The sequence below is a fragment of the Betaproteobacteria bacterium genome (assembly GCA_016709965.1).
GTDB classification, from domain to species: domain Bacteria; phylum Pseudomonadota; class Gammaproteobacteria; order Burkholderiales; family Rhodocyclaceae; genus Azonexus; species Azonexus amarohabitans.
In genome coordinates, this window is sequence record JADJLT010000002.1 from 90,629 (window position 1) to 111,578 (window position 20,950).

Genomic DNA, 20,950 nt, shown 5'->3' on the forward strand with positions numbered 1-20,950 from the left:
GTCGACAAACGCATCTCCCTCCTAGCCCTCATGGGGCCTCAGGCAAACTCGACGATGAGATCCTTGGCAGCAATGACATCGCCGGGTTTGACATGAACCGCCTTGATCACGACATCACGATCTGTGCTCAGCATGGTTTCCATCTTCATGGCCTCGATGGACAGTAGCGAGGCTCCCTTGCTGATCTTTTGCCCGACCTTGACCGCTACCGTCACCACCATGCCCGGCATGGGCGCAGCTACGTGCTTGGGATTGGCGTTATCCGCCTTCGGTCGTGCCTTGCTGGCCTGCTCCAGGCCAGCCTTGGGAATGCGCACCGTCCGCGGCTGTCCATTCAGTTCGAGGAAGACGCGGACCTTGCCCTCTTCGTCCGGCGCCTCGGCGCGCCCGGTTTGGCGCAAAACCAACGTCTTGCCCTTTTCAATGTCGATCGCAATTTCCTCGCGATCCTGCAGGCCGTAGAAGAACGCCGAGGTGGGCAACAGTGAGACATCGCCAAATTCACGACGATGTTCGGCATACTCCCGGAAGACCTTGGGGTACATCAGATACGAGGCCAGATCGGTATCGCCAGCCTGGCGGCCGATGACATGTTCCAGTTCCTTGCGCATCGCCTCCAGATCAACCGGTGCCAGGAAGTCGCCGGCCCGTCCGGACAATGGCGGCTCGCCCTTGAGCACCTTGGCCTCCAGGGCTTTCGGGAAACCCTCCGGCGGAAAACCTAGTTCGCCTTTGAACAGGGAAATCACCGATTCCGGGAAGGCAATGTCCTTGTCGGGATTGGCAACATCTTCCGGCTTCAGGTCATTGGCCACCATGAAGATGGCCATGTCACCCACCACTTTGGAGGTCGGCGTCACCTTGACGATGTCGCCGAACAGACGATTGACCTCGGCATAAGCCCGGGAGATTTCCGGCCAGCGATGCGCCAACCCCATGGCCCGGGCTTGTTCGCGCAGATTGGTATATTGCCCGCCGGGCATTTCGTGGTTGTACACATCCGACGTGCCGGAGCGGATTTCCGGCTCGAACGGCGCGTAGGCATGGCGCACGCCTTCCCAATAATTCGATAGCGACATCATGGCCGCATGATCAATGAGCGGGTCACGCTCGCTGCCTTTCAGTGCCGCGGCGATGGAGCCCAGATTAGGCTGCGAGGTGAGGCCGGAAAGGGCGTCGAGCGCACCATCCACGGCATCGCAACCCGCCTCGACGGCAGCCAGCACGGACGCAGCAGCAATGCCGCTGGTGTCATGAGTATGGAAATGCAACGGCAATCCGACTTCTTCCTTCAACGCCTTGACCAGCGCCGTGATGGCACGCGGCTTGGCGACACCTGCCATATCCTTGATACCGATGATATGCGCCCCGGCTTTTTCCAACTGTTTGGCCAGATTGACGTAATAATTGAGGTTGAACTTGGGCCGGCTGCTGTCGAACAGGTCGCCGGTATAGCACAGAGCCCCTTCGCACAACGCGCCGCTCTCGACCACGGCATCCATCGCTACCCGCATGTTGTCGACCCAGTTCAGGGAATCGAAGACGCGGAACACATCGATGCCGTTCTCGGCCGCCTGCTGCACGAAATAGCGCACCACGTTGTCGCTGTAGTTGGTATAGCCCACCGCATTTGAAGAACGCAACAGCATCTGGAAAAGGATGTTGGGTACCGCCTGGCGCAATCGGGTCAGGCGTTCCCAAGGGTCTTCCTTGAGAAATCTCAGGGCTACGTCGAAGGTAGCGCCACCCCAGCATTCCAGCGAGAACAGGTTAGGTGCCATGCGAGCGTAGTAAGGGGCGATGGCCAGCATGTCATGCGTGCGCATGCGGGTGGCAAACAGGGATTGATGCGCATCGCGCATCGAGGTGTCGGTGAGCAGCACCTGCGGCTGGGCCTTCATCCAGCCAGAGAAGCCTTCGGCACCGAGTTCCTTCAATTTGTCGCGGGTACCGGCTGGAATGGGTGTACCGAGATCAAGGGACGGCTTGATCGGCCGGGCCAGCGGCAAGGTCGGCAATTTACGACCTTTCATCTCGGGATTACCGTTGACCGCGACATGCCCAAGAAATTTGACCAGACGGCTGGCCCGATCGCGCCGCTTGGCAAAGGTAAAGAGTTCGGGCGTGCTGTCGATGAAACGGGTGGTGCATTCGCCCGAGCGGAACAACGGATGGGCTATGAGATTTTCGAGGAATTGCAGATTGGTGGCCAGGCCACGAACCCGAAATTCCCGCAGGGCACGATCCATGCGCAACGCGGCCTCGTCGCTGCTGCGCCCCCAGGCAGTCACCTTGACCAACAGCGAATCGTAGAACGGCGTGATGACTGCGCCCGAGTAGGCGGTGCCGGCATCAAGACGAATACCGAAACCGGCCGCGCTGCGGTAAACCGTAATCCGGCCATAATCCGGCGTAAAGGCGTTCTCCGGGTCTTCGGTGGTCACCCGGCATTGCAGGGCATGACCGGACATTCGGATATCGGCTTGTTTCGGGATAAAGGAAGCTCCGTCGCCAATATGGTGACCTTCGGTGACACGGATCTGGGCCTTGACGATATCGATACCGGTAATTTGCTCCGTCACCGTGTGCTCGACCTGAATGCGCGGATTGACCTCGATGAAGTAGAACTGCCCGGTGTCGGCATCCATCAGGAATTCGACGGTACCGGCATGCGTGTAATTAGCCGCACGGGCCAGTTGAATGGCCGACTGGCACAAGGCCTCTCGGGTTGCTTCGTCCAGATAAGGCGCCGGTGCACGTTCGACAACCTTCTGGTTGCGCCTCTGAACGGTGCAATCCCGTTCAAAAAGGTGCACCAGTTCGCCATGCTTGTCGCCCAGAACCTGTACTTCGACGTGCCGGGCCCGGCGCACCAGTTTCTCCAGATAGACCTCGTCGTTGCCGAAAGCAGCCATGGCCTCGCGCCGGGCAACATCCAGTGCACCGGGTAGTTCGTCGACATTCTCGACCACGCGCATACCGCGTCCGCCACCGCCCCAACTGGCCTTGAGCATCAACGGATAGCCAACTGTATCGGCTAAAGCCTTGGCTTCATTCAGGTCTGCCGGCAGGGCCGGCGTCGCGGGCACAACCGGTACACCGGCCCGCTCAGCCAGATTACGCGCAGCTACCTTATTGCCCAGCTGCCTCATGACATCGCCATTCGGGCCGATAAAGGCGATCCCCGCACTGGCGCAGGCATCGGCAAAACTTGGGTTCTCCGACAGGAAGCCATAGCCCGGGTGAATCGCATCGACGCCAGCCTCTTTGGCAATGCGGATAATGTCATCGATATCGAGATAAGCCTGAATAGGCTTCTTACCCTCACCCACCAGATAGGACTCATCGGCCTTGAATCGATGCAGGGCAAAACGGTCTTCGTTGGAGTAAATCGCTACGGTGCGAATACCCAGTTCGGAAGCGGCACGCAGGACGCGGATGGCGATTTCGCTGCGGTTGGCCACAAGCAGACTACGGATTTTTTTCATCGCTGTTCTCTTTGAATGTTTTATTGGATTGCTCTGTGTATAACCCGCAAGAAAGTTACAGAAGGGATTATTTTGATAAATTATTCAAGCAATTCTGGTACCCGAATGCTTGAGAACCGGATTGGTAATTTCCCTCACAACACATCGGTAAAGCCAATCCTGGTAAAACGCTCATCAGTCGTGCGAAGCTGAGAACCGAAAAAATTCTGGGGCAGCATGTGTATGGTCTCCCTTCCGGCCTGTAGCATTTGCGACAAGCAACTCGACATAGCCTGCAAGCAAAAATCCTATCTGGTTGTTTTATAAACAAAACAGGCACTGGCACACCGATTGCTGAATAGGTTCCGACTGCATTTGAGGAGCCTACATCGTGGAACTACCTGTTATCAGTAACACCGCCCCTGCTGCTGAAGGTGGCGGCTGTGCATCCAGCGGCTGCGGTACGGCGCCGGATGCACTGGGCCATTTACCCGACCACATTCGCGCCAAGGTTCAGGACCACCCCTGCTATTCGGAAGAAGCGCACCACTACTTCGCCCGCATGCACGTGGCCGTCGCCCCGGCCTGCAACATCCAGTGCAATTACTGCAACCGCAAGTACGACTGCTCCAATGAATCCCGTCCGGGCGTCGTCTCCGAAGTGCTGACGCCGGATCAGGCGATCAAGAAAGTGCTTGCCGTTGCCGCCGAAATTCCGCAGATGACCGTACTCGGCATCGCCGGACCAGGAGACCCTCTGGCCAACCCGGGCCGCACTTTTGAAACATTCGAACAGCTGTCCGAGCGCGCCCCGGACATCAAGCTGTGCGTGTCGACCAACGGCCTCAACCTGCCGATGTATGTCGACCGTATTGCCCAGCACAACATCGACCACGTGACGATCACCATCAACTGTGTCGACCCCGAAGTTGGTGCCAAGATATATCCGTGGATCTTCTGGGAGAACAAACGCATCTTCGGCGTTGAAGGTGCCCGCATCCTGATCGAGCAGCAGCAGAAAGGTCTGCAGATGCTGACCGACCGCGGCATCCTGGTGAAGGTCAACTCGGTGCTGATTCCCGGCGTCAATGACGAGCATCTCAAGGAAGTTTCGAAGATAGTCAAGGCCAAGGGCGCCTTCCTGCACAACGTCATGCCGCTGATTGCCGAGCCTGAGCACGGCACCTACTACGGCATCATGGAACAGCCGGAACCTACCCCGGAAATGCTGCAGGATCTGCAGGATGCCTGCGCCGGCGACATGGCGATGATGCGCCACTGCCGCCAGTGCCGGGCCGATGCGGTCGGCCTGCTCGGCGAAGATCGCGGTGATGAGTTCACGCTCGACAAGATCGATGTCATGGATGTCGATTACGAAGCCGCCATGGTCCGCCGCAAGGTAGTGCATGACGAAATCATCGAGAAGCTGGACGCCAAGCGCGGCGTCGTCAAGCCGAAGGCCGATGGCATTCCGGAAGGTTCGCGCCCGGTGCTGATGGCGGTCGCCGGCAAGAACGGCATCGTTGCCGAGCACTTCGGCCATGCCAAGGAATTCCTGATCTACGAAGCCTCGCCGGAAGGTGTCCGCTTCATGAGCCACCGCAAGACCGAACTGTACTGCGGCGGCATGGATTCCTGCGGGGATGGCGACGTGGTCGATGCCGGTGCTACCGAATCGCTGCTCGATCGCAACATCCGGATCCTCGCCGGCTGTGAGGTCGTGCTTTGCTCCAAGGTCGGCTACGAACCATGGGCCAAGCTGGAAGCCGCCGGCATCGCGCCGAACGGCGAACACGCGATGGAGCCGATCGAGGAAGCCGTGATGGCGGTGTACAGGGAAATCGCAGCGACCGGCAAGCTGCTTCCCGCGGTCGACAGCAAAAAGGTGGCATAAATGAAAAGCCTTCTTTGCTCCCTATCTTCATTCCCCCCCGAAGTGGCGCCTGTCGCCGCCGGGGCGGCTCATCAGGAGTTATGACATGGCCCTGCAAATCACCCAATCCTGTGTCAATTGCTGGGCTTGCGTCGATGTCTGCCCGAACGACGCGATCTACGAAGACAAACCCCATTTCCTGATCGACGACGGCAAATGTACCGAGTGCCTGGGCGATCACAGCGTGCCGCAATGCGCTGCGATCTGCCCGATCGAAATGGCCATCGTCGACGAGCTGGGCGAGTTCCTGAACCCGCCCGGGTCGCTGACCGGCATCCCGATCGAAAAGCTGAAGGAATTCGGCTTGTGGCGCGAGGCGGCGTAATGGCCGTCGTCACGTTCTACGAAAAACCCGGCTGCAAGGGCAATCTTCGCCAGAAGACACTGCTCGCTGCCGCCGGGCATACCGTCCAGGCCAAAAGTCTAAAAGTCGAGGCCTGGACGGCTGACCGCTTGCTCGCTTTTCTCGGCAAGCTGCCGGTCAGCGACTGGTTCAACCCGTCGGCGCCGGCCATCAAGTCAGGCGAAATCGTGCCGGAAAACCTGGGTTTCGAGTCTGCGCTGCATCTATTGCTCGATAACCCCTTGCTCATCCGCCGCCCGCTGATGGAAATCGGCGAAGAGCGGCAAGTCGGTTTTGACGTTGCCGCGGTCGACGCCTGGATCGGTCTGAAAAATATCGAACTGCCGGAAGGCAACATCGAAGCCTGCGTACACGGCCCCGAAGGACATGGCAGCTGCGGCAGTCACGCGCACGACCATGAACAAGAGGAAACCAGCCATGGCAACTGCGGCCATCACTGATAACGCCGTAGAAATTGCTCCTGGCGTCCACTGGGTGGGCGCCCTCGACCCGCATCTGCGGAGTTTTGACATCATTCTGAAAACCGCCAACGGCACCAGCTACAACTCGTATGTCGTGCGTGGCGACAATGGCGTGGCGATCATCGACACCGTGAAGGAAAACTTCGCCGACGATTTTTTCCGTCGTCTGGAGTCGGTGGCGACGTATGAAGAAATCACCACCATCGTCCTCAACCATCTGGAGCCGGACCACAGCGGCGCACTACCCGAGCTGCTCAAGCGCGCACCGCAAGCCAAGGTTTACTTGTCCAGCCGCGCCCAGATGATGCTCAAGGCGCTGTTGAAGCCGACCGGCGAGAAGCCGCCAGAATACATCCCGGTCACCACCGACGACACCGTCGACCTCGGTGGCCGCACCTTGCGCTTCCTGCACACGCCCTACCTGCATTGGCCGGACACGCAATGCACCTATCTGGTCGAAGACGGCCTGCTGTTCACCGGCGACATTTTCGGATGCCACTTCTGCGACAACCGTCTGTTCAACGACACGGTCGGCGACTTCCGCTTTTCATTCGAGTACTACTACGCCCACATCATGCGGCCCTTCCGCGAGTATGTGCTCGATGCCATAGCGCTGATCGAACCGCTCGATATCCAGTTGATTGCGCCGGCTCACGGTCCGGTACTTCGCCACAAGCCGCGTGATTACGTGCATCGCTACCGCGAACTGGCCACACCCCGGCTATTCAACGAAGCGCGTAGCGAGAAGACTCTGGTCGTCTTTTACCTCTCCGCCTACGGCAACACCCGGCGCATGGCTGAAGCACTTGCCGCCGGGGCCGAAAGCCTGGGCGGCGTGCGGGTTTCACTCTACGACCTCGAAGGCGGCGAAGCTGACATCTTTACCGATCTGGTCGAAGAGGCTGATGGCATTGCCTTCGGCAGCCCGACCATCAACGCCGACGCGGTCAAGCCGATCTGGGATCTGCTCTCATCGCTGACCACGGTCAATATCAAGGGCAAGCTCGGCGCCGCTTTCGGCTCCTATGGCTGGAGCGGCGAAGCAGTACGCCTGATCGAGGATCGCCTGCGCGGCCTGAAGCTGCGCGTCCCGGTCGAAGGCTTGCGCATCAAGCTGGTACCGGATGCCAATGAACTCGACGCATGCCGGGAACTCGGCGAACAACTGGCCCGTCACCTGACCGGCCGGGTAGAACACCGCGATGTCGACATGGCGGCGCTCGCATAACAACAGGGGAAAACAATGCCTAAAGCCAAAGTCACCTTTCAGGATATCGGCGTATCGGTCACCGTACCGGCCGGCACCCGCCTCATTGAAGTATCCGAAAAAGTCGGTGCCGGTATCACCTACGGTTGCCGCGAAGGCGAATGCTGCACCTGCCTGACCAAAATTGTTTCCGGTGGCGAAAACCTCGCTCCGCCAAGCGTGCTGGAAGACCAGGTACTCAAGGACAACATGGCGCCACGTGGCCATCGGCTGGCCTGCCAGGCGCAGATCATCGGTGGTGAACTGGTCGTCAAACCAGCCTGAACGCCGCAACTACCCAACAAGATTAAAAGCAATTACCCAGCCTAATCAGAGAAATTCAAATCAACCCGCTTTTCAGGAGAACGTAAAAATGGCCCTCATCACATTCAGCAGCCCTTTGCACAAGGACAAGACGGTCTATGCCGTCGCCGGCAGTCACACCCAGACCATCCTTTCACTGGCTAAGGAACATCACATCCCGATCGACTTCGGCTGCCAGGAAGGCAACTGCGGCACTTGTCTGGTCAAGGTATCGTCGGTCGACGGCAAGCGCGCACCGATGGGCGGCCCGCTCAACGTTCGCGAGGTCGCTGCCCTGGTCGAACTCGGCCACATTACCAAGGGCCAGATCGAGCAGATGTACGTTGACGACATTCCCCCCACCCAGTGGCGCCTCGCCTGCCAGATGATCGTCCGTGACGAGGACATTCTGGTCGAGTACCCGAGCAAGTAAGGCACCGGCCATGAACGGTCCGGATCGACTTCCCTACCGCGCCACGCTGTTCGCCGAATTGCTGGCCCTGCCAGCCCCGGCGAAGGTGGCTGCCGATCCGAACCGTTCATTGCTGGCCAGCATGATTGCCGGCCAGATTGCCGAAAGCGGATGCCTGCCCGCCGATCTCGGGCTGGGCGCTGGCGTCTATCAAAACCTGATCCATCGCTACTTCCCGGGACTTAAATCTCACGGAACATTGCGGGACATCGAAGACATTCCCGAGTGGAGCGATCTGCAAAAGCTCATGCTCGACCATCGCGCCAACAAATATCCGTCCGAGCTGCTGATCGCCAACATTGTCGCTACCGCCTGCGCCGGTCGCGATCACCTGTGGCAAGACCTTGGCTTGGCCAATCGCGAAGAACTGACTAAACTCATGCAGGTAAATTTCCCTGCCCTGGCGCGGGCAAATACCGGCGATATGAAGTGGAAGAAATTCCTCTATCGCCAGTTCTGCTCACGTGAAGGCATCTACGTTTGTCCAGCCCCCTCATGCGGGGTATGCAAGGATTACGCGAAATGTTTTGGACCGGAGAACTGATCGCCAGAAACGCCCCTGTACGCCGCCGCGTTACCCCGCTCAACGAACCGCATGTCGGTCGAGCCATTGCTGCCTATCTTGGCTTGGCTGTAGGTGATGCACTTGGTGCCACGGTCGAGTTCCTGACCCCCAACGAAATTCGCCATCAAATCGGCGTCCATGAAGAAATCACCGGCGGCGGCTGGCTACGCTTGAAAGCCGGCCAGGTCACCGACGACACCACCATGTCACTGGCCCTCGGCGAAGCCATTCTCGCCAAACGTGCCGTCGATGCCCAGGCAGCAGCCGAAGCCTTCGACGCCTGGATGCGCGCCAAACCCGTCGACATCGGCAACACGGTGCGCCGAAACCTGATCCAGTTCCGCAAGACCGGCAATCCGGAAGCCCCGGCGTCGGAACACGATGCCGGAAACGGCGCTGCCATGCGCGTTTTGCCAATAGCGCTTGCCTGCTACGGTCAACCGGAAAAAACGACGATTTTTGCAAGTAATGCGCAGGCCCACGTTACCCATCACAATGTACTTTCAGATGCAGCCTGCCAGACGTTGATCTTCATGATTCAGGATATGCTCGCCGGCCTGGACGCCGTCGAGGTCGAGCGCAAGCACGCCGCCAAGTTGGTCCGGACACACCCCGTCTTCGCCTACGACCGGCGGCGCTGCGACAACCCGAGCGGCTATGTGGTCGAGACCATGCAGGCGGTTTTCCAGTCATTTTTTGCAACCGAAACCTTTGAGGATTGTCTGATCGACATCGTCAATCGCGGCGGTGACGCCGATACCACCGGCGCCATTGCCGGCATGCTGGCTGGCGCACGCTACGGGCTTGACAGCATTCCAAACCGCTGGCTCAAGGCAATCGACGAAAAGATTTCTGAGCAGTGTTCAGCCCAAGCCAGCGCCCTGCTCGCCGTCAGCAAAGAAGCATCGCTGGCAGAGAAGGTGGCGGAACAACCGAAAGTCTGAAAGCCTGAGCAGCACGCTCAGCCTGTCAGGCGTGATGCCCCGCAGCAGTTTTGGTCGATGCATGACGCTTTAACCAGAAGATGATTGCATCGATATCATGATCGTCCGACCAGCACACTGTGAACGCATCGAAATCCGTTTGATCGACCAGCGCACGCTCGGCCAGCAGAAGAAATTGCGATAGCTCGTGGGGATCGTGCAACTGCCTGACAGCGACTTTGAATGCCGGCTTGCAGCAATAAAAAAGATCATAATAAAGATCAATGAGGCCGGGACACGGAACGACCGACAACAAACTGACCAATCCCTCTGTGAATTCCAGTTCCGGCTGGTAGGCCAGCAAATTATCCAGTTCTGCGCGCACGTCAGCGGATTGCGCATCCCGCCACAATGCAAATTTGCCCGTCATTCGCTGACCGCTGATTGCTGCACGGTGCCATAGCGACGGGCGGCATCTACCGCCAGGCCGGCGCCAATACTGCCGAACAAGTCACCTTCGACCACCTGTGCCTGAGGCAAAAGTGCCGCGATACGCTGACGCAAGCGTGGAATCCCGCTTGAGCCACCGGTGAAGAAAATCGTGTCGATACCGCTCGCGGCAAGGCCGGCATCGGACAGCAGCCGGGTCACCGAGCCCTCCACTTTTTCAACAAGCATGTCCGTTGCCAGATCAAACTCGAGGCCGGTCAGCGTTGCTTGTTCGCCCGGTGCAAAACGATCCAACTGAAGGACAGCGGTCTCCCCCGCCGATAGCGCTATCTTGGCCTGCTCGACCTGATGCGCCAGCCAGTGTCCGGCCCGCTCCCGAATAAGCGCCAGAAGGCGATTCAGGCAGTCTGGCGCCATCGCATCAAGTAGCAGATTTTGCTGGTCGGCCCAAACCTGGCGGGCATAGGCGAAGTTGATGGTGTGCCAGGTGGCGAGGTTGAAATAGATGCTGGCCGGCATTTCGCGCCCGCTCTTGAGCAGGCTGCGATGTCCCAGCAAAGGCATGACCGACGCCAGACTGAGTTGCTTGTCGAAATCCGTCCCGCCGATATGAACACCCGTGTTGGCCAGCACATCGCTCCAGCGCTCCGCCGCCCTGGCGCGCTGCGGTGACAGCCGGACAATCGAGAAATCCGACGTACCGCCACCGATATCCGCCACCAGTACCAGCTCTTCGCGAGCCAGCGTTGTCTCATAGTGAAAGGCCGCGGCAATCGGCTCGTACTGAAAACTGATGTCGCTGAAGCCGACAGCACGGGCGATATCAGCCAGCGTCTGCTCGGCCACCCGGTCTGCCGCCGGGTCATCATCGACAAAAAACACCGGTCGCCCCAATACCGCCTGATCGAAGGTACGTCCGCCCTGCACTTCGGCTCGCGCCTTCAGGCTGGCGATAAAACGTGTCAGCAGATCACGAAAAATCACCACCGTGCCCTGAACATCGGTACGACCATCGATCAAACTGCTGCCCAGCAGGCTTTTCAACGAGCGCATCAGGCGACATTCGTAACCCTCAAGGTATTCCCTGAGTCCGGCCCGGCCAAAACTGACGGAATTTTCCTCGGCATTGAAGAAAACCACCGAGGGCAGCGTCGGCTTGTCATCCTCCAGTGGCAACAGTGTCGAGTACCCCGACCTTATCCAGCCAACGGTGGAATTGGAGGTACCGAAGTCGATACCGCAGGCGCGGGCGTAAGAAAAATGAGACATCGCGAAGCTTTGCTGACGGGGCAACGATGCTACGCGGAGCGAGCAAAGCTGTCCAGCGGCGAAAGCCAGCAGTGGCGGCAACAGGCTATTTCGACTTTGGCGGCATGGCATTTCGCGGTGAGAATTGCCCGCGCGGGCAATTCAGCCGGATGCTCGCATGCGTTCTAATAGGTTAGGCAAAACTTGCGGAAGCGCATATTCGAGCCAATATTGAGAAGCATCAATACGGTGGGCAAAGTGCAGGCCCACCATGAGATGGGATACTTCATCGGAAGCATCATGAGACCGGCTTATATTCGAAAATCGCCTGCTGACTCGCGCTCCTCCACTATCGAAAATGGCGGGGAGACGGGGGCAGCGTTATCGCGATCGCAGCTTGGCGCATTACGCGATGAAACGCTCAACATTGCCTATCTCGCCGTGGATCGCCATGCCAATTCGCCGCTTGCCGAGAAAACGGCCTTCCGATTTTTGGGCGTGGACGGCCCCCCGCGCTCGGTCAGCTATCGTGAACTCGCCGGGCTGACCAACCGATTCGCCAACCTCCTCAAATCATTGCACGTGGTCAAAGGCGATTATGTATTCGTACTGTGCGACCGCAGGCTTGAACTGTACGTTGCCCTATTGGGCGCACTGAAAATTGGCGCGGTCGTCTCCCCTCTCTTTCAGGCCTTTGGCCCGGAACCCATCCGCAACCGCATCGGGCAAGCAAAGGGCGGCGTTCTGGTAACCACTGCGATGACCTATCAACGCAAAATCCAGATTCTTCGTAGCGAGCTGCCAAGCCTCAAACACGTTCTGCTGGTGGATACCCCCGCCTCGGGAGAAATTGCGGGGACACTGGATCTGCAAGCTTTGCTGCAGCTTGCCCCTGATACGCCGGCGCTTGTACCCACCTTCGCCGAAGACCCGGCGCTGCTGCATTTCACCAGTGGCACCACCGGCATGCCCAAGGGGGCCATCCACGTTCACGGTGCCGTCGTCAGCCATGTTGCGACTGCGCGCACCGCACTCGACTTGCATCCCGACGACGTCTATTGGTGCACCGCCGACCCGGGCTGGGTGACTGGCACAAGTTACGGCATTGTCGCCCCCTTGGTGCTTGGCGTGACGAGCATTGTGGAGCAGGCCGAGTTTGACGCAGCACGCTGGATTCAGACTCTTCAAAAAGAGCGGGTCAATGTCTGGTACACCGCGCCAACGGCGATTCGCATGCTGATGAAAGCCGGCACCGAGTTATTTGCCAACCAGAATTTTCCGGAACTTCGTTTCATTGCCAGCGTCGGCGAAGCGCTGAACCCGGAAGCGGTCTGGTGGGGGCTGAATACTCTCGGGCAGCCCATTCATGACAATTGGTGGCAAACCGAGACCGGCAGCATCATGATTGCCAATACTGCGGCGGGAGACATAAAGCCGGGATCCATGGGACGCCCCTTGCCGGGCGTCAAAGCCCATGTGGTTCGCCGCCTGCCCGACAATGCCATCACACGGATCGACACCCCCGACACCATCGGCGAATTGGCGCTGGAAGCAGGTTGGCCGTCCATGTTTCGCGCCTATCTTGACCAAGCCGAGCGCTACAAGGCGTGTTTTATCAACAACCTGTATCTCTCCGGCGATCTGGTGCGGCGGGATAGCGATGGCTACTACTGGTTTGTCGGCCGGCGTGATGATGTCATCAAGTCGGCCGGACACCTGATCGGGCCGATAGAGGTCGAGAACGTATTGATGGAACACCCTTCCGTCGCTGAGGCGGCCGTTATCGGCAAGCCGGATACCCTTGCCGGTGAAGCGATCAAGGCCTTTGTCGTGCCCAAGCTCGATGTCCTGGCCAGCGACGAACTGCGCCTGGAACTGATGGCTCATGCACGTCGGCGACTGGGTGCCGCCGTGGCGCCGAAGGAAATTGCTTTCGCCAAAGCGCTGCCACATACTCGTAGTGGGAAAATCATGCGTCGGCTCCTCAAGTCCAGGGAACTCGGCCTGCCGGAAGGTGATTGCTCGACGCTGGAATAATGGGAGTGACGATGACCCTGAACAACGAACAAATCCGCGCGGCAGTACTCGATATTGTAAAGACGCTGGCCCCGGAAATCGATCCGGGCCACATCATCGCCGACAAGCCACTACGCACGCAGATCGATCTGGACTCCATGGACTGGCTGAACGTTCTGGAAACCATCCATGAAAAGCTGGGCGTCAATATTCCCGAAATCGACTACGGCAAGGTCGTGACGCTCGACGGCATCATCGCCTATCTGGCAGCCAGAGACACGGAACCAGGGGCGGAGCGACAGCCGTGAGTGACTATCCGGCCGAACTCGTTCGCACACGCTATCTGTTTGATGGTAGCCCGGTCACCATCCGCCCGATCAGGCGGGAAGACGCCCCCATGGAACAGGACTTTGTACGGCATCTTTCACCGAACTCGCGCTACAAGCGATTCATGTCCACCTTCAAGGAACTGCCTCCCGGCAAGTTGAAATACCTGACCGAGATCGATTACGTTCGGCACCTGGCGCTGGTTGCAGTGATACAACAGGAGGGAAATGAAGTAGAAATCGGCGTCTCGCGATATGTAGGCAATCCCGCCGGCAACAGCTGCGAATTTGCCGTTGCCGTCGATGACGCCTGGCAAGGCAGTGGCGTCGCCGGCATCCTCATGATGACGCTGATTGATGCCGCAAAAGCACGCGGCATGACGAGCATGGAAGGCTTTATCCTTGCCTCAAACGACAAAATGCTCAAATTCGCACGTCAACTCGGCTTTTCATTGCATCATGACCCGGATGACCCGGGCGTGGTCATTGCCACCCGATCACTGTAGAAGAATCAGCGGCCATCACCTTTAAACGATTCTCACCGACTTCCGTTGGCGAAGCGCCCAATTGGGCGGCTGCTTTGATAAAACAGCGGTACCGACTACCGCAATGAATGCACCTAGATCGTCAGGCTTGCCAGAGGCCTGATGTATTTCCCATATATCCGTGCAATTGATTGCTTCTTATCAAATCAATGATAAGGAACTACATTGACGACCAGCAGAACATTTCCAGGAGGAACAAAATGACCATGAAAGTTCTGGGCTTTGCCGCCCAATCCGCAAGTGCAGCACTTTCCCCCTTACGTTTTGAGCGTCGTGATCTCCGTCCGGACGACGTCGAAATCGAGATTCTCTATTGCGGTGTGTGTCACTCAGACCTGCATATGGCTCGCAACGACTGGGGCTGGAGTTTCTACCCCATCGTGCCCGGACATGAAATCATCGGTCGAGTCGTCAGCGTTGGTGCCGCGGTGAACAAGTTCAAAGTTGGCGAGAGCGTAGGAGTCGGCTGCATGGTTGATTCCTGCCAACACTGTTCGCCCTGTGAGCAAGGTCTGGAACAGTATTGCGAAGAAGGACATACCCTGACCTACGGCAGCAAAGACCGTATCAATGGCATGCCAACCTACGGCGGCTATTCCGAAAAAATTGTCGCCACCGAAAGGTTCGTGGTGAAGGTGCCCGATGGTTTGGATCTAGCCGGTGCCGCTCCATTGCTTTGCGCCGGCATCACAACCTGGTCACCGCTACGCCACTGGAAGGTCGGGCCCGGTAGCCGGGTTGCAATCGTAGGACTGGGCGGCTTGGGACACATGGGAATCAAACTGGCCAAAGCGCTCGGCGCCGAGGTCACACTGTTCACACGCTCCCCGGGCAAGGAAGGTGATGCACGTCGCCTGGGTGCTGACCACATCGTTCTCTCTACCGATGCAACTCAGATGCGGACTGCCAAAAACCACTTTGATCTGATCATCGACACGGTTCCTTACCAGCATGACGTCAATCCTTATCTACCAACGCTATCGCTGAGCGGAACCCTGGTGCTGGTCGGACTGCTGGGCGACCTGGCCCCGACCTTGAGCACAGTGCCGCTTATTCTTGGGCGCAAGGCCGTTGCCGGTTCAGTCATCGGCGGCATTGCAGAAACTCAGGAAATGCTCGATTTCTGCGGACAGCACAACATCACTTCGGATATCGAGATCATCAACATGCAGGATATCAATGGGGCTTACGAGCGAATGTTGAAGAGTGACGTCAAGTACCGTTTCGTCATTGACATCGCCACACTCAAGCCCTGAGTACCATGCCCTGCAATAACGCCAGGCATGGGCTGCGTGATGAACAACGCAACTGTCGCGTTCGGAGCGGACTCAACCAGGCGGGCAATATCTCGCCGGGAAGGTGCCGGCAAACATGACTTGCAACAGTGAACTGCAGTCAATCGCGAGCCAGCCAGTTTTCTGGCTGGCTCGGAAGGCAATCAAAGCTGGCTGAGCAGTTCCATTTTCTTGGTGGAATATTCCTGCTCAGTCAGGATGCCTTTCTGGAACAGTTCGGCCAGTCGTTCGATCTTGGCGAAAACGTCGCTATTTTGTGCAGGGGAAGCCTGTTGATACGCTGGCGCTTCGTTGAACTGGGGCTGGGGCGGCGCCATGAAGTTTTGCTGCGGCTGCTGTTGTTGCAGGTAGCCATTAACGCTGATGACCGGCAGGCTGTTGACAGCGATCGTGCCGTACTGGCTGCTGAAAGTCATCGAATCATTGCCGCCCTGCTGTTGCGAAACACCGCCAATTTGATTATCCAGCGTGTCGTACACGGTGACTTGCCCGCCAATATCGACGACCAGACGACGCGACGAGGGGAATACGGCATAGCGCACGTTGTTCTGACCACCGGTCGACGACGGCGAGCCTAAATCACCCGGCCACCATTGACCGGCCGCGGCGGCCGATACAAAAAGGCTGCCGCCCTGGGAATTGTTGGATGACTGAAACTGGCTCTGGCTGACCGGCGCCCGGAAATACCCGGGCTGATTCATCAGTTGATTCGATATTTCAACGCAGAGGCCGTCGACTTTTGACTTCAGGCCGTAGTTGAACATGTCGCCGACCATTGTCATGCCGCCCTGCATCCACTGGCCGGAGCCACCGAGTTCCGGGTGGCTGAATTGTGCCATCGTGCCATTGCCGTTCATGACCGCATAGAGCATGGTGATTGCCGCATCGGTACTGACGCCGTAGCGTTGCGCCAAATCCTGAATAAATTGTTGACCCTGTGCTGATAATTGTTGCATGACCGACTCCTGGCTAAACGCCCAAATTTTGAAGAACTTCGGCCTACAGTTTACAGGGGTTTTATGTCAATCAATAATTTGCAATTGCATCAAGCGGCTTTGCGCAGAAGTTTCAGGCAGTCCACAGAGGCGGCGAGATCCAGGGCGCTGAAGTCGTCAAAATTCTTCAATTTGGCGTTGGCGCCCTTCTCCAGCAGTAATTTGACCAGGTCCGGCTTGCTGTTGGAGGAGACGTACATCAGGCAAGTGGCACCGTTTCCATTTTGAACATTGATGTCGATACCGGCTGCGATCAGGCGTTCGATAATTTCATGGCTACCGTTATAGCAAGCCAGCCACAAGGCGTTGCAGCCGTCCGCATTCAGTGCCTGAAGATCGACACCGAGGCCAATAAGTTCTTCGACAATGTCCAGCCGGCCTAGCTTGGCGGCGCGCATCAGCGGTGTGAAACGGCCATCCGCGTGTGGGGTGTTGACGTTGTCGGCAGCAAAACCATGTTCGGACAGAAAGGAAGCAAGTTGCGGGGTCATGAATTTTCCAATGCGCGCTGGGGATATGGCGGGCCGGTTTCGATCCGTTCGTCGGTAATCGGCGTGCCGATGGTGAAGTGATAGACGCTTTGATAGCGCTTCCCGGACAGCCCAATCAGCTGGTGGACCGGGTCGTCGAAGAAGCAGCCGATGCCGGTGCCGCGCACCTCTGCGGCTTCCGCTTCGAGGTAAAGCACCTGCCCGACCAGCCCTGCTTCACGCAAAAGTTCGCGATAGCCGTGGCCGCTGGCTGCGGCTTCGTCGAATTCGCCGAGCATGCCAAGGGAGAAGGCGCTGGTCGCGGCAATATCCTGATGACAGGACAGCGAACGCGCCAGGCGCTGCATTTCCTGCAGACCGATTTCGGCGAGCTGGATCAGGCCAAGATGCGACGGGCATTCGCTGTCAAACTCGATCACCGGGCGACTGGCAGCGAAGCGCTGGTCCGCCGGCAGCAGCGCGGCAGGCAGTTCGGTGGCAGCAGCCGGCGTCCGCGGCAGCAGGTAAATACCGCTGGGCAAACCATCGACGCGCAGGACGAAAAGCAGCAGATGGATACGCGGGGGTGCGGGCTGGGTCAGCCATGGCAGTTGTGGCCGGGGCAGCACGGCGTCGAGCATTCGGTAGAAAGCTGGCTTGGTGAGCGCGTAGCGCGGATTAAAACGCTGGCCGCTGCGGCGCTGGCGAATGATTTCGGCGGTGCCCACCGGGCGGGGGTTGGGGTGTGGGCCAAGCACCGGCAAGGCTGCGAGCGGCACGGCTTCCCTGACAATATCGGCTGCACGGCTGGCCGCAGCTACCTGATCGATCGCCGGCCAGCGGTAACCGGGCGACGGGTCGATGCGGCCGGGTTTGCCTTGCCAGGTGGTGGTGTCCAGCCAGGCGGACAAGTAGTCGCCAGCTGGCGGAAAGCCGAGGCCGGGGGCACGGATGGCGAGCAGGATTTCCGGCTCTTCGGCTTCCGTGAAGGCGTAGCGTGATAGCGGAAAGTCGTCCGGACGATCCAGTCCGAGGCAGTGGCTCAGCCCTTCTGCCGTCACGGCCAGCGGTACGACCTCCCAGCCCAGCAATGCAGCGGCGTAGGCCAGCGCCCCCATGGCGTGGCCAACATCGAGCTGGCAGTAGCGAAAGGCGCGTTCGCCATATTTCCACGCTTCGCGCCACATGATGCTGGACAATCCGACGGCCAGCCATGCATCGCCGTGCCCTGGCCGGGTCAGGGCGCGTCCTTCGAGGACATGGTTTTCCGGATCATAGTGATGCAGGCCATCGCCAATGCCGGGCAAACCGGCGCTCAGCACGTAGGCTTCGACCGGATGCAGGTTGCCCGACGACGGATTGCAGCGCAGCGCCCAGCGATTCGGCCCCCAGCTTTTCCAGGCAGAAATCCCGAATGAGAGTTCGAGCAGCGCACCGAGACTGTTCAGGTCAGGAAAAATTTCAATTTCGGGCTTTTTTTCCAGTTGACCGTAGGATCGCTCGTAGCGGTCGCCGGTCAGTGGCAATTCCAGCTGCGGCGCGCCCTGATAGTGGCGAAAGGCTGCAGGCTGGGCGTCCCAGTCCAGCTGGCCGGGGCCTTCGGCGTAGGCGTCGAAGCGATGTTTGGTCCGCGCGTGATAGGCACGCACGATTTCCTGATGGGTATCCGGCAAGATTGGGCGCTTTCAGTTTCAGTAGCAGGCAGTGACCCGGAAGTCAGCGATGCCAATCTCCCCGTCGTCCTCATAGACAGTAACGGCGCGCAGTTGTTCGCCTTCGCACATGGTGCTGACCGAGGCGCCGGTTTGCGGCGTATAGACGATGCCATGCATGGAGCAGCGCAGAAAGCGCCCTGTGTGGTCGAAAACCTTGGGCTCCTCACCATCGAGCTTGCGCGGCATGTGCACGCAGCGATTGATGTAGGCGTAGGCCTTGCCGTCGAAACGCACGAGCAGGCACTCTTCCTCCCGCCCTTCGAAGATCATGGTCAGCTTGCGGTACTGGCCATCGGCAAGCTCACCCACCGGGCAAACGGCAAATTTCGGTGCAATCTGATCCACAGCCCTCACCCCTTTTTCAGGCACCCCGCCAGCGCAGAATCCATGGTGGACAGGTGCGTGGCGAACCAGGCCGGCAGGTTCCTGACGTAATCGCGTGCCAGGCCGAGCCGGCCGGCCGCGACGCCGCGCGAGAAATGAGCCAGCTCACCCAGCACCCGCAGGTGCTCGCTGTGGTGCTCGCCAATCGCCGGAAATCGGCACGCCTTCATCAGCTTGCCTTCGTGCTCGAAATGCTGGCGGGTATGCTCGTGCAAGCGGGCAAACAGCACCGGAAACTGCTCATCGGAGGCCACCAGCAAGGCATAGGAGAGCTCGACGAACTCGCGATGAGTGTCGTCCATTTCCGGCACGCCCAGCCCATAGCGAGCCTCGTCCCAGACCATCAGATCGCCCCGTGCGTTTCGCGCTTGGCGTTGTTGGTGGTCTTCAGCGCATCGTCCAGGCTCATCGAAGGCGCCTTGAACTTGTAGGATTTCAGCGCGTTGTAAACCGTGGCCACCTTGTCGGCAGCACTCAGCCCCTTGAAGTCACCCTTGTCCAAAGCCACCAAGTCGGCCAGTTCGTTCCACACCATGCCCTGAACGAGCGGGATGAAGGCAACGGTTGCACCGTTGGCGATGGTCGAAAAGGCAGTCGGGATATTGACGGTGAAGAAGACGGCAATCGTGCCGGCATTGAATTCGGCGCCAAATTTTTCGAGCACGAAGGGAAATTGCTGCAGTTCGTCGAGCGAGCCGGAAATCAGCTTCAGGCCATCAGCGGCGCCGAGCAGGACGGCCTGCTTGAGCACTTCCGTTGGCGGCTTGCGGCGACCATTGGCATCGGCTACCTCGCCTTCCTGCAGGATCAGTTCGCCACGATAAGCGACGAGGCCGGGTTCGCTGGAGGCTTCCTTGAAATTGGCATTGAAGAAGAGGGATTCGTAACGATCAAGCGACATGTTGCTTCCTTGGATGATTGAATTAGTTAGGCGGCAATCGCGGCGCCAATCAGATCGAAAACGTCGGCTTCGATCAGTTCGAGTTTCTGCTTCTTGCAGAAACGGCGCTCCTTATCAGTCGGGTTCTGGATCAGCACCCAGCCGGCAGGCTCGGCGGCCGCGTAGATTACGTCCGACATCACCATGCGCTCGGTATCGCGGTTCAGGCGCATACCCATCAGCAAATATTGCTTGCCCTTGCGCAATTCCTTGACGACCGGCGGGATCGAGAAACCCCCCATCAGTTCAGTGATGAAATCGACGTAATCGGCATCGGAAGCGATGTAGTTGGCCTCCGGCTTTGGCGTGCCCATCGGCTTGTAGAGGATGGGAATGCCCGGATTGATGACATCTGTCTTCTGGTAGGCCACGCCATCCCAGAAATACAGCTTGTAGCGAAAATCGGTGCCACCGAGACGGGCAATGCCGACGATCAGGTTGTGCGGCATGTCGGCATAGGAGTCCTGCAACTGCGTGTCGCGGTTGATGTCGATGACGTAGTGCGGGGCAATCGCCTTGATCCAGTCATGGACTGCACCGCGCGTCCAGGTCGTCTCGCCGTAGGTGCGGTTGAGGAACTTGGTGACCGCGCTGCGGCCGCGCTTCAGCTCGACATTCATCGCAGCACGCGGAAATTCGTACATCAGCTTCGCGGCCATCGGCTTGCCATCGTTCATCGCGTAAATCAGCGAATCGCTGTCGGCCGGAATCGGTGCGCCGGTCGCCGCATTTTTGACATCAGCCAGCACACCGGGGCCAAGGTAGGGAATGATGCTGCCATCCTTGAGGCCGGCCAGCAGTTTTTCACGCAATTCTGGGGTCATGTTGTTCG

22 protein-coding genes are annotated in these 20,950 nt (G+C 58.7%); 12 read left to right on the forward strand and 10 right to left on the reverse strand.

Going from position 1 to position 20,950, the window contains the following annotated elements:
* Positions 1 to 38: 38 nt before the first annotated feature.
* On the reverse strand, positions 39 to 3,488 hold the full coding sequence (locus IPJ12_11815) for a pyruvate carboxylase (protein ID MBK7647826.1): 3,450 nt from the start codon (positions 3,486 to 3,488) through the stop codon (positions 39 to 41).
* 370 nt (positions 3,489 to 3,858) lie between these two features.
* Between IPJ12_11815 and nifB the strand changes: the two genes are divergently transcribed.
* The 8 genes from nifB to draG all read left to right on the forward strand — a co-directional run bounded on the left by nifB (position 3,859) and on the right by draG (position 9,755).
* Positions 3,859 to 5,361 (forward strand): nitrogenase cofactor biosynthesis protein NifB, encoded by a 1,503-nt coding sequence (nifB, locus tag IPJ12_11820; GenBank protein MBK7647827.1) that lies wholly within the window; start codon positions 3,859 to 3,861, stop codon positions 5,359 to 5,361.
* An 85-nt stretch (positions 5,362 to 5,446) separates the two neighbouring features.
* Complete coding sequence (locus IPJ12_11825; GenBank protein ID MBK7647828.1) at positions 5,447 to 5,725, forward strand: 4Fe-4S binding protein; 279 nt, start codon at positions 5,447 to 5,449, stop codon at positions 5,723 to 5,725.
* On the forward strand, positions 5,725 to 6,204 hold the full coding sequence (locus tag IPJ12_11830; GenBank protein MBK7647829.1) for a hypothetical protein: 480 nt from the start codon (positions 5,725 to 5,727) through the stop codon (positions 6,202 to 6,204). The genes IPJ12_11825 and IPJ12_11830 overlap by 1 nt, the downstream gene beginning before the upstream one ends.
* On the forward strand, positions 6,182 to 7,453 hold the full coding sequence (locus IPJ12_11835; GenBank protein MBK7647830.1) for an FprA family A-type flavoprotein: 1,272 nt from the start codon (positions 6,182 to 6,184) through the stop codon (positions 7,451 to 7,453). The genes IPJ12_11830 and IPJ12_11835 overlap by 23 nt, the downstream gene beginning before the upstream one ends.
* 15 nt (positions 7,454 to 7,468) lie before the next feature.
* Complete coding sequence (locus tag IPJ12_11840) at positions 7,469 to 7,756, forward strand: (2Fe-2S)-binding protein (protein MBK7647831.1); 288 nt, start codon at positions 7,469 to 7,471, stop codon at positions 7,754 to 7,756.
* An 88-nt stretch (positions 7,757 to 7,844) separates the two neighbouring features.
* Positions 7,845 to 8,207 (forward strand): (2Fe-2S)-binding protein, encoded by a 363-nt coding sequence (locus IPJ12_11845; protein MBK7647832.1) that lies wholly within the window; start codon positions 7,845 to 7,847, stop codon positions 8,205 to 8,207.
* Positions 8,208 to 8,217: 10 nt separating this feature from the next.
* Entirely contained in the window at positions 8,218 to 8,790 is a 573-nt protein-coding gene (locus IPJ12_11850) for a nitrogen fixation protein NifQ (GenBank protein MBK7647833.1), read from the forward strand.
* Positions 8,769 to 9,755: an ADP-ribosyl-[dinitrogen reductase] hydrolase gene (gene draG / locus IPJ12_11855; GenBank protein ID MBK7647834.1), complete on the forward strand. Its 987-nt coding sequence runs from the start codon at positions 8,769 to 8,771 to the stop codon at positions 9,753 to 9,755. The genes IPJ12_11850 and draG overlap by 22 nt, the downstream gene beginning before the upstream one ends.
* A gap of 25 nt (positions 9,756 to 9,780) precedes the next feature.
* Here draG and IPJ12_11860 read toward each other — a convergent pair whose 3' ends face one another.
* Positions 9,781 to 10,164 (reverse strand): hypothetical protein, encoded by a 384-nt coding sequence (locus tag IPJ12_11860; protein ID MBK7647835.1) that lies wholly within the window; start codon positions 10,162 to 10,164, stop codon positions 9,781 to 9,783.
* Positions 10,161 to 11,453, reverse strand: coding sequence for an Hsp70 family protein (locus tag IPJ12_11865; GenBank protein ID MBK7647836.1), 1,293 nt, complete (start codon positions 11,451 to 11,453; stop codon positions 10,161 to 10,163). The genes IPJ12_11860 and IPJ12_11865 overlap by 4 nt, the downstream gene beginning before the upstream one ends.
* A 279-nt stretch (positions 11,454 to 11,732) precedes the next feature.
* On the opposite strand from IPJ12_11865, the gene acsA reads away from it, so the two are divergent.
* The 4 genes from acsA to IPJ12_11885 all read left to right on the forward strand — a co-directional run bounded on the left by acsA (position 11,733) and on the right by IPJ12_11885 (position 15,575).
* Positions 11,733 to 13,469 (forward strand): acetate--CoA ligase, encoded by a 1,737-nt coding sequence (acsA, locus tag IPJ12_11870; protein ID MBK7647837.1) that lies wholly within the window; start codon positions 11,733 to 11,735, stop codon positions 13,467 to 13,469.
* 11 nt (positions 13,470 to 13,480) lie between these two features.
* Positions 13,481 to 13,756, forward strand: a complete 276-nt coding sequence (locus IPJ12_11875) for an acyl carrier protein (protein ID MBK7647838.1) — start codon at positions 13,481 to 13,483, stop codon at positions 13,754 to 13,756.
* Positions 13,753 to 14,280, forward strand: a complete 528-nt coding sequence (locus tag IPJ12_11880) for a GNAT family N-acetyltransferase (protein MBK7647839.1) — start codon at positions 13,753 to 13,755, stop codon at positions 14,278 to 14,280. Before IPJ12_11875 ends, IPJ12_11880 begins: the two co-directional genes overlap by 4 nt.
* 245 nt (positions 14,281 to 14,525) lie before the next feature.
* Positions 14,526 to 15,575, forward strand: coding sequence for an NAD(P)-dependent alcohol dehydrogenase (locus tag IPJ12_11885; protein MBK7647840.1), 1,050 nt, complete (start codon positions 14,526 to 14,528; stop codon positions 15,573 to 15,575).
* Positions 15,576 to 15,757: 182 nt separating this feature from the next.
* Here the strand turns inward: IPJ12_11885 and IPJ12_11890 are convergent, their stop codons facing one another.
* The 7 genes from IPJ12_11890 to IPJ12_11920 all read right to left on the reverse strand — a co-directional run bounded on the left by IPJ12_11890 (position 15,758) and on the right by IPJ12_11920 (position 20,942).
* Positions 15,758 to 16,570: an SHOCT domain-containing protein gene (locus IPJ12_11890; protein ID MBK7647841.1), complete on the reverse strand. Its 813-nt coding sequence runs from the start codon at positions 16,568 to 16,570 to the stop codon at positions 15,758 to 15,760.
* An 89-nt stretch (positions 16,571 to 16,659) separates the two neighbouring features.
* The gene (locus tag IPJ12_11895; protein MBK7647842.1) at positions 16,660 to 17,100 is read right to left on the reverse strand and encodes an ankyrin repeat domain-containing protein; all 441 of its coding nucleotides are present in this window, start codon (positions 17,098 to 17,100) and stop codon (positions 16,660 to 16,662) included.
* The gene (locus IPJ12_11900) at positions 17,097 to 18,752 is read right to left on the reverse strand and encodes a hypothetical protein (GenBank protein MBK7647843.1); all 1,656 of its coding nucleotides are present in this window, start codon (positions 18,750 to 18,752) and stop codon (positions 17,097 to 17,099) included. Before IPJ12_11900 ends, IPJ12_11895 begins: the two co-directional genes overlap by 4 nt.
* 18 nt (positions 18,753 to 18,770) lie before the next feature.
* Entirely contained in the window at positions 18,771 to 19,139 is a 369-nt protein-coding gene (locus tag IPJ12_11905) for a Rieske 2Fe-2S domain-containing protein (GenBank protein ID MBK7647844.1), read from the reverse strand.
* Positions 19,140 to 19,144: 5 nt separating this feature from the next.
* Positions 19,145 to 19,522 carry a hemerythrin family protein gene (locus IPJ12_11910; GenBank protein ID MBK7647845.1) on the reverse strand — a complete coding sequence of 126 codons (378 nt, stop codon included), beginning with the start codon at positions 19,520 to 19,522 and terminating at the stop codon, positions 19,145 to 19,147.
* Positions 19,522 to 20,079 carry a hypothetical protein gene (locus tag IPJ12_11915; GenBank protein MBK7647846.1) on the reverse strand — a complete coding sequence of 186 codons (558 nt, stop codon included), beginning with the start codon at positions 20,077 to 20,079 and terminating at the stop codon, positions 19,522 to 19,524. The genes IPJ12_11910 and IPJ12_11915 overlap by 1 nt, the downstream gene beginning before the upstream one ends.
* A gap of 26 nt (positions 20,080 to 20,105) precedes the next feature.
* Complete coding sequence (locus IPJ12_11920; protein MBK7647847.1) at positions 20,106 to 20,942, reverse strand: SIR2 family protein; 837 nt, start codon at positions 20,940 to 20,942, stop codon at positions 20,106 to 20,108.
* Positions 20,943 to 20,950 lie beyond the last annotated feature (8 nt).